This is a genomic window from Psychromonas ossibalaenae ATCC BAA-1528, from assembly GCF_000381745.1.
GTDB classification, from domain to species: Bacteria; Pseudomonadota; Gammaproteobacteria; order Enterobacterales; family Psychromonadaceae; genus Psychromonas; species Psychromonas ossibalaenae.
Map to the genome: position 1 here is coordinate 215,864 of NZ_KB906968.1, position 8,247 is coordinate 224,110.

Consider the following 8,247-nt stretch of genomic DNA (forward strand, 5'->3'; position numbering starts at 1 on the left):
TTAGGAAATGAGACAATGATAAAAATTATTTACCGCACTACGGCATCTTTACTGGTCAGCACCTCCCTGCTGCTGGGCGGCTGTATTGAACATACAGAAAAAGAAACAGAATCAGAAACAAACACAGAAACCGAAACTGCTGCCGTTCCAAAAAAGACACCGCTCATAACTTTGCCGCTGGAAGTATCGATCAACTCACTTACTGAATTAAATGCCCTGTTTGATAAATACCAGTACAGCAGTGAACAGTGGGCAAAAGGCCCCCGTGAAGTACCGCGTTTAACTTTTTCAGGTATCAGTAAAAAATGGCAGACTCAGTCACCTAAACTTGCAGTCGACACTAAAAAAAGTGTCTTTTTCCGTTTAATGACACCACTGATATTGATCTCTAATGAAAAAATACTCAAAGAACGTGAAACAGCAGCAGACAGCCCGTTAGACTCGCCTGAATTAATCAAGCTTGCACTTAAATACCGTATTATCAAAGACAGTAAAACAGTCTTAGATGAAACCTTACGTAAATCTCTTCTGCAGCGTGTTGATATTCTGCCCCCTTCTTTAGCACTCGCGCAGGCGGCAGAAGAAAGCGGCTGGGCAACATCGCGATTTGCCCTTGAAGGAAATGCCTTTTTCGGTCAGTGGGATTTCAGCGGTAACGGTATGAAACCCAAAGCACAGCGTAAAGAGCTGGGTAATTACGGTGTGGCACGTTTTAACAGCCCGCTTGGTTCGGTAGAGGCTTATATGCTTAATCTTAACAGCGGCAGTGTTTATCAGCCGCTGCGTGATTTACGAGCAGAATTACGCGTCAGTGATCAGAAAATCAGCGGTTATAAACTGGCTGGTACGCTTGATAAGTACTCAGAGCGCGGTCAGGTTTATGCGCAGGGACTGCAGAAAATGATCAGTTATAATGAACTGGCTAAAGTAGACCAGGCTTATCTTGCTGATAATCGTTTAGTTCATATCACCAGCGGCAATTAAACATTCCGTTTAACCTGACAATACAGGCACCGTTCAGCAAAGCGATGCTTATATTATATATCAATTATTAAGGCATGATTTATGCAGTTTGAATCTGAATTTACACTCAACCGCCAGCACTTCGAAGAGTGTTTTGATCAGTCATTACCCTTTACAAAAAATAAAAATCCAAGGTACAAGTTTATGGCGGCTTTACTTCTCGGCGGCCTGCTTATTGTCATTTTTATACAGGGCCAGAAAACCTTAGGTTTCTTTTTAATGGCCTTAGCCGGCTTAGAGTATTTTAGCTTTCGCTACAAACGTACCTGGTGGTTAACCAGACAGATGTGGAGTAAAAATTCGGGTAATACCATCAAATTAACCATTGATGAGCAGGGGGTTAAAATAAACAGTTTATATAACAATACGCAGCTGCAGTGGTCAGAAGTCGCTAAGGTCGATGAAACACCTAAAGGGCTGATGCTGACCTTAGAAAACGGTGCCCTTAACTACCTTTCTAAAGCAGTGCTCAACGAGCAGGTAAGCGACTTTATTAAGCAGCACAATAAAAACGCCTAAAAGTCCTCTATGGTTTTCATTTCAAAAACGCTGTAGGCCGGCGTTTGATAGGGATGGCTGGTAATTAACGCGGCCAGTACTGCTTTGATAAGCTTTTTATCACAAACCATCTCTACTTTATATTCTTCAACAGACTCCAGTTGATTAACAGAGCCAATAAAGGGCTGACTTGTTTCGAGCGGACGAAACTGTCCGCGGCCCGACGTCTGCCAGCAGCACTGCTCATATTCGCCAATGCGCCCGGCTCCAGCATTAAACAGCGCAGATTTAACCTTCTCAACATACTCGCCGGGTACATAAAACACCAGTTGATACATTTCATCTTCCTTTTTTGTGCAGGTAAAAAAGTACAGGCAGCAGAACCATACTGGTAGTCAGCATATCCGCGACACTATGGTAATCAAGAAACCACATCAGATAAAAATAGATGAATAATGACAGCGGTGCGAATAACAGCATTTTTTTATTTTTCATACTGATATCAATAACAAATACTAAAGCCAGTGCGCTATGAGTACTGTAGTCCATGGCTAAGGCCGGCCAGATTTTTAAACTGTTATCCAGGAGCATCAGCCCATAAACAAGAGTTAAAGAGAGCAGTAATACAATAATGCGCAGGCGCCGTTTTACCTGCGTCTCTTTTTTCCAGTAATACAGATAAGCAAGTACCAGAAGCGGTGTATACAGATCAGCAGTAAGCGACGCCAATGTCATTCTGCAACAGTCGCTTAAGGACGGGCTTTACTGTAGTCAACAGTATGATCGCAGCTTCCTTCTGACTCGCAGTCATTAATACCGTCCCGGTTTTTATCCCAGCTGGAATGCATACGCTTCACTTGTTTAAATTTCGCTTCTTCGTTTTGCTGCGATAAATTTAACAGCAGCAGCGTTTTTTCAAAGGGTTCTGTCGGGTAATCTGCATTGGACTGCCCTTGTGCATGGCCTAAATAGTCAACACGAATCTCATTATCGAAGAGATTAATCTTCTCTTCACGAACACGATTTCCCAGCAGGACAGAATCTAAGTGACGGCTTTGTTTGCTGACAGAGTCATAGGAAAACAGACCGACATAAACAAAAACACCGCTGCCGGCAGTATTAACCACAAAAGGTGCAGCAAAATGAATGAGACCTCTTTCAGCTTCAGTCAGCAGCACCATTTTAGACATGTTTAGATAAAGAGAGCCACGGTCATAAAGCGCTTCTTTTCCATCAGCAGCTTCCTGTAAAACGTCCTGATAGTGACCGCGCAGATAAAAGCTATTATCAATCTTTTCCTGTTTATCTAATACAACCTGTTTATCTGTTTCCGGGTAATCCATGCTGACAGGATAAGCGGCAGACAGGTTTTCATAAATTATCTGGCTGAGAGTCTGTTCACAGGTTTGTTCAGACTCATTCCAGACACCGGCTATTTTTTTACACTCTTCAGGCGAGTTAATTTTACTGTGCAGAAAATAGATGCCGCCGAATACAACAACAGCCACAATAATTATCTGATTAATTCTTTTATGCATTTTCATTATTCCGGTTAATAATCTAATTTTATTGTTGATAACAGTTTTTTAAATTCATCGTTTAAGGGGGCGTTAACGGTAATTAACTGATCTGTTTTAGGATGTTTAAAAGATAAAAATTCCGCGTGCAGCAGTAAACGATGACTGGCAAATTCATCGCGAAACATCGCATTATGTTTACCGTCTCCATGTGAGGTATCCCCGACAATCGGATGGCGAAGATGTGCCATATGACGGCGCAATTGATGCTTACGCCCGGTTTTAGGTGTCAGCGACATCAGACTGTAACGCGATGAATCATAAGGTCTTACTGCAATCGGCAGTTCGGTCTGCGCCAGGCAGCGGTATTGCGTGAATGCCTGCTGCGCCGGTTTATCTACATTGGCTTTTTTATCCGCAATTTTATCGAGAATTTCTTTCAGTGCATAATCAAGTTCACCATCCCCTAGATGGCCGCGCACCACAGCGAGATAAGATTTTTCCATGCTGTGCTGAGCAAACTGATGCATCAAATTACGCGCGCTTTCTTTATCAAGCGCAAACAATAAAACCCCGGAAGTCGGCCGGTCCAGGCGGTGCACCGGAAATACATATTTGCCGATCTGATTACGCACTTTCTGCAGTGCAAACTCTGTGGCATGACTGTCTAACCAGCTGCGGTGTACCAGAAGCCCGGAAGGTTTATTCACAGCAACCAGATGTTCATCCTGATATAAAATATCCAGATCCGGGCTGCTCGTTTCAATATCAAGATCCTGATCTTCCAATGCTTCATTGAAAAGCAGCTCCTGGTTTTCAAGCTGATTGTTTTCTATATCACTCATTATTTTCACTTAAATTTCAATTGTTGTCATTAAAAACACTATCAATAGAGGCAATGATCTTCTCTATTTCGGTGCTGTTAACCGCCAGAGGTTTAAAATACTCTTCGGCCATTGCCGACAGCGACAAACTCTCCGGCAGCGCCTCTGAAAACTGTAAAATCTGTCCCATTTTTACGATAAAGATAAACTGCAGCCACTGCACAAAGCTGAGTTTATCAATAGAAAAAGGCTCAGTGCTGTTAAGCGCATCTGCATCAGGCGGTATTTCCTGCCATAAATTCCGGCGGCGCAATTCACTTTCCAGCTGATTTAAAAGCTCAAGCAACAGGCGGCGTTTTTTTAATTCACTCTCTCTATCAGTCATATCTGTTACTTAGCAAAATTAGTTAGTGACATAATATACCAGCTAGTTAGTCAATGGGGTATAATCCTCAGTACATTATGAACAACAGAATAATATTATTATGAGCATGAATACCCTTACTGAATTTTTACAAGAATCTAAATGCCAGTTTCGAGTTTATGATTTGGGACGTAAAGTCAGCAGAATAGCCAGCAGTGTTTTTGAAAAAATTGCACATAATGAACAGCCCTATCCGTATCCGATACAGCAGCACGCTTATATTGCCCTGACATTCTGGCAGACCAGCGTACAAAAAGAACATTTCATCTGGTTTTTAAAAATGCCGCTCGATGAACAGGGACTGATGAAAATTACCGCACAAAGCAGCTTTATAAGAATGGTGGTTGAAGCGATCGGCGAAGACTTAACCGTCGATATCAGCAAAAAACTGCAGGAGCGTCTGGCCAGCAACCCCTTTGTATTTAAACCCGCGGCAGAAAAGTTAGCTATTTTTAATGCGGCCGTGAATACCGGCTTGATCCGTCCCCCCTCCTCTTTTTATCAAGCAGCCGCGCACTACTTTTCAGGCGCAGCAGGGTGGAATAACTGGCAGGAATTAGGCATTCAAGGTATTGCTGATTTAACGGCACGTTTAAATCATGATAATAATCAGGAGCATCTGATTATTGCGCTGCCGTTTTTACCGCAGCAGCCTCTGCAGTCATTAGCCTTATGTTTAGAAAACCAGGATCAGATAAGTACCAGTCTGGCAGAAGCACTTGTCCGGCAGGCCGATATAGAGCTGCAGGCGGATCACCAGGACAGTGCCATTTTATTATTACGCGCTTTAGCCAGCGCACCAGCTGCCGGTATTACTAAAGCGCTTTTAGAAAAACAGTTCAGTTCGGAGTTAATTCATAACCCGCACTGGTATGTTGGTATTGCTGGACGATTATGGACAATGCTGGAAGATGAAACACTGCTTAACCGCTTTCTAGAAGCCTTAGCAAATAATCAGCCGTCACTGTTTCCGCAGCTGTTTGCTGATTTAGTCGCGATTCCGTCTCTGCGCGATAAAGTGCTTAAACAATTACGTTTACCAGCACGTTCACCTGCATTATCAGAGGCTATCGGTGTCCTTTTTTCAGGCATTAAAACAACTTAAACAAACGGGAAAGTCATGTCGAGTCTGCTATTTATTTTATTTTGCGTTTCAGCGGGTACGCTTATCTGGAAGCTGCGCCAGCAGTCTGAATATGCCAAAAAACTGATCACTCAGCACTGTTTTAAACTGGATCTGCAGTTACTGTCAGTTTCTCGTTCTAACTTTAATTTTAAACTTGGCAGAGACTTTCTACAGGCCAGTTTTGTATTTGAATTCAGCAGTGATAACGATAACAGCTATCAGGGACGGCTGTTCATATCGGGGTTACGTAAACCACGTTTTGAGCTGCCTGTGTATCGTACTTTTGAAGATCCCAACACACTGCATTAATTTTCTCTAAACATTTTTTATACAGGATATTTCTATAATGGATCGTATTATTTTAATTGCTCAGCAAATTGCGAAAGAAGGGAAAGTACCTAATACCGCATTGATCAAATCACGCCTGCCGAAAAATGTACCGCTGCCGGCAATTATTCAAGGTCTGAAACTTTGGAGAGAAAATCCAGATAAAGAGATCAACTCTCCATCCGAGCCGGCACTGACTGCAGCAGCAGACAGTGAAGGTGCAGCAAGTTTTGATGCATTATTAGAAATCAAAATTGAACAGATGATAAAACCGCTGTTCACTGAGATAGCTGATTTAAAAGAGCAGCTTGAAACCTTGCAAAAACAACTTAACACAGAAGATAAAGAGTAACCGTGTTTATTAAAGAACTTACATTTGAGTGTTACCAGAATACTCAATACGCAGCCGTTGAAAGAGCAATTAACAATTACTTTGATATGCTCCGTTATAACGGGCAGATTTTAGGCCGTGAATTCCCCATTGCGATGTTTGAAGGCTGGTTTGTCAGCCGCTTAGTCTGCCCGGAAGAAAACAGCTTAGAGGAAACTTTTAACAGTCCGCAGGTAAGACACGCTTTAAATCAGTTAACTGAAGCGGGTTTACTTACCCCAAAAATTAAAACCGTCGCAGAAGACTTAAATTCATTGGAGTGCGCTGCAGACACCCAGCCGCAGTGGCAGGTTTTATACACCACATTTTTAGATACCTGTTCACCACTTCGCTGCGGTGAAACGCTTGCGCCTATTCCGCTGTACCGCACTCCGGAGGCTGTCAGCAACGGCGACCGTAAAAGTGTTCTAAAATGGCAGGAAGAGTGGATAAACTGCGATGAACTGCAGATGAACGGCTCCGCGGTTTCCAGCTATGCATTAAAAGAGATTGGGGAAGTCGACAGCAAACTCTACTACCGCGGCACGAACCTGTGTAAGCGGATTGAATTTGTCACTAAGGTGCCCACCTATTACTACCTTTATCGGGTTGCAGGAAAAAACCTGCAGGAAGAACAGCAGCGTAAGTGCCCAAGCTGCGGTGGTGAGTGGAAATTAGCAGCACCGTTATTTGATATTTTCGACTTTAAATGTGATAAATGCCAGCTAGTTTCTAACCTGTCCTGGGATTTCAAAAAGTAAGCATCAGACTATTTTCTGCTAACACTTGAGTAATTAGAGGAATAAAAATCATGTTAAAAAAAATAAAAATATTCGCCGCCCTGCTGATTGTATTAGTGATCGTATTTTTTGGATTAAGAGGCTGCTCTAAAGATGAAGTCGGTGATGTTTCACTAGGCATGTTTACTACTAAAGATATTAAAATTGAAAAACTCAACGACCCGGTTGTTTCCGGTGTAACCTGTCATATTTCCAATATTGTCGCTGACCTGGACTTTTCTGATCCGTCAGACTCTTCAATCAGCTGCCGCCAGACCGGTGAAATAACCCCGGCAATGCTGACTCAAATAGACAAATCTAAAGGCGGCGAATTAGTTTTTAAAAAATCCAAAAGCATCCTCTTTAAAAGTCTGAAAATAAAACGTATTTTTGATCCGTCAACACAGACGCTTATTTATATCGCTTTCAGCACTAAAGAGTTAAACGGCAGCTTTAAACACTCGATGTCTACTGTTCCACTGTGGGGAACAAAAGCTTACAACACGCCGGTTACTGAAACTAAATAGAGAGTAAAAAGGGGCTGAATGCAGTCCCTTTTTCAGGCCCCCCTCCCTCCGTCCGGCAATACATTTATTAACAAGCAGCTCTGCTCGACATAAATAAGCTAATTACATTTGCTCAAAGAGTTACGATGCTATAGTAAAGCTAACTTTCTTTACTGAGGGATCAATATGTTAAATGAAAATCATGCACTTATTCTCGACTTTCCGGAACTAAAAATGGACATCGTTCATCTCAACCATGACAGTCCGACATTTAAAGAAAAATCACAGCAGTACCACCTGCTCGATTACGATATTCGCCAGCTTGAAATAGCAGGAAGCCCGACAGATGATGAACATATGAATCAGCTGAAAATAAAAAGAGCACAATTAAAAGATTTATTATATCTGCAGTTAAAAGAACATCATGAATCCTGCCGCGCCTGAATATCTATAAGGCAGTTAATGAAAAAGGACAACCTGAGTTGTCCTTATCATGCTTTAATGAACACGGCTAGCGCATTTTAATCCCTGATTCTAAAAGGGCTGAGCGATAGCCATCATCTAGTGCTGCCATCTTTTTTTTTGCAGCTATACTCGCCGACTTTGTCTTATCTTGTTTAAATAAGCCCATCGCTATTTTTCTCATTACATTAAAAGCAAGTGGACCTCGGCCTTTACGAATCCTTGATTCATCTTCTCTAAAAGTCATATCTAGCATCCAGTGCATACTCTCAACCTGCCAATGATTACGGACTGCATGTAGACTTTGTTCTGCGTTTAAGTTCAGTGAACTAATGTACCAACGGGTTTCTGTGGTCTCTTTTCCTGTGGATTTTTCATATACATCCGATGT

General features: G+C 42.2%; 14 protein-coding genes. 8 read left to right on the top strand and 6 right to left on the bottom strand.

Annotation, left to right across the window (positions count from 1 at the left end):
• The first annotated feature begins 15 nt into the window (after positions 1–15).
• Together G327_RS0102115 and G327_RS0102120 are read left to right on the top strand one after the other, a co-directional pair.
• The gene (locus G327_RS0102115; protein ID WP_019613111.1) at positions 16–984 is read left to right on the top strand and encodes a glucosaminidase domain-containing protein; all 969 of its coding nucleotides are present in this window, start codon (positions 16–18) and stop codon (positions 982–984) included.
• 81 nt (positions 985–1,065) lie between these two features.
• Positions 1,066–1,542, top strand: a complete 477-nt coding sequence (locus G327_RS0102120) for a YcxB family protein (RefSeq protein WP_019613112.1) — start codon at positions 1,066–1,068, stop codon at positions 1,540–1,542.
• On the opposite strand, the gene G327_RS0102125 is transcribed toward G327_RS0102120, so the two are convergent.
• From G327_RS0102125 to G327_RS0102145, 5 genes are read right to left on the bottom strand one after another with little or no spacing between them, the layout of a single operon-like run.
• Positions 1,539–1,859 (bottom strand): YqfO family protein, encoded by a 321-nt coding sequence (locus G327_RS0102125; protein WP_019613113.1) that lies wholly within the window; start codon positions 1,857–1,859, stop codon positions 1,539–1,541. The genes G327_RS0102120 and G327_RS0102125 overlap by 4 nt on opposite strands.
• A 1-nt stretch (position 1,860) precedes the next feature.
• On the bottom strand, positions 1,861–2,256 hold the full coding sequence (locus G327_RS0102130) for a hypothetical protein (RefSeq protein ID WP_019613114.1): 396 nt from the start codon (positions 2,254–2,256) through the stop codon (positions 1,861–1,863).
• A gap of 14 nt (positions 2,257–2,270) precedes the next feature.
• The gene (locus tag G327_RS25885) at positions 2,271–3,059 is read right to left on the bottom strand and encodes a hypothetical protein (RefSeq protein WP_019613115.1); all 789 of its coding nucleotides are present in this window, start codon (positions 3,057–3,059) and stop codon (positions 2,271–2,273) included.
• Positions 3,060–3,073: 14 nt separating this feature from the next.
• Positions 3,074–3,883: a tRNA pseudouridine(65) synthase TruC gene (gene truC, locus G327_RS0102140; protein WP_019613116.1), complete on the bottom strand. Its 810-nt coding sequence runs from the start codon at positions 3,881–3,883 to the stop codon at positions 3,074–3,076.
• A gap of 16 nt (positions 3,884–3,899) precedes the next feature.
• The gene (locus G327_RS0102145) at positions 3,900–4,247 is read right to left on the bottom strand and encodes a YqcC family protein (RefSeq protein WP_019613117.1); all 348 of its coding nucleotides are present in this window, start codon (positions 4,245–4,247) and stop codon (positions 3,900–3,902) included.
• Positions 4,248–4,347: 100 nt separating this feature from the next.
• Here G327_RS0102145 and G327_RS0102150 point away from each other — a divergent pair, with 100 nt between their 5' ends.
• From G327_RS0102150 to G327_RS0102175, 6 genes are all read left to right on the top strand, one after another.
• Complete coding sequence (locus G327_RS0102150) at positions 4,348–5,391, top strand: DUF3549 family protein (RefSeq protein WP_019613118.1); 1,044 nt, start codon at positions 4,348–4,350, stop codon at positions 5,389–5,391.
• Between the two features lie 15 nt (positions 5,392–5,406).
• Positions 5,407–5,721 carry a DUF3301 domain-containing protein gene (locus tag G327_RS0102155; RefSeq protein ID WP_019613119.1) on the top strand — a complete coding sequence of 105 codons (315 nt, stop codon included), beginning with the start codon at positions 5,407–5,409 and terminating at the stop codon, positions 5,719–5,721.
• 37 nt (positions 5,722–5,758) lie between these two features.
• Positions 5,759–6,091 (top strand): hypothetical protein, encoded by a 333-nt coding sequence (locus G327_RS0102160; protein ID WP_019613120.1) that lies wholly within the window; start codon positions 5,759–5,761, stop codon positions 6,089–6,091.
• Positions 6,092–6,093: 2 nt separating this feature from the next.
• The gene (locus G327_RS0102165) at positions 6,094–6,870 is read left to right on the top strand and encodes a Zn-ribbon-containing protein (RefSeq protein WP_019613121.1); all 777 of its coding nucleotides are present in this window, start codon (positions 6,094–6,096) and stop codon (positions 6,868–6,870) included.
• A gap of 50 nt (positions 6,871–6,920) precedes the next feature.
• The gene (locus G327_RS0102170) at positions 6,921–7,415 is read left to right on the top strand and encodes a CreA family protein (protein WP_019613122.1); all 495 of its coding nucleotides are present in this window, start codon (positions 6,921–6,923) and stop codon (positions 7,413–7,415) included.
• A 165-nt stretch (positions 7,416–7,580) separates the two neighbouring features.
• On the top strand, positions 7,581–7,838 hold the full coding sequence (locus G327_RS0102175) for an HP1242/YdcH family protein (RefSeq protein ID WP_019613123.1): 258 nt from the start codon (positions 7,581–7,583) through the stop codon (positions 7,836–7,838).
• A 67-nt stretch (positions 7,839–7,905) separates the two neighbouring features.
• On the opposite strand, the gene G327_RS23860 is transcribed toward G327_RS0102175, so the two are convergent.
• Positions 7,906–8,247: ISAs1 family transposase (locus tag G327_RS23860; protein ID WP_019613124.1), on the bottom strand; the 342-nt coding region annotated here is incomplete at its 5' end.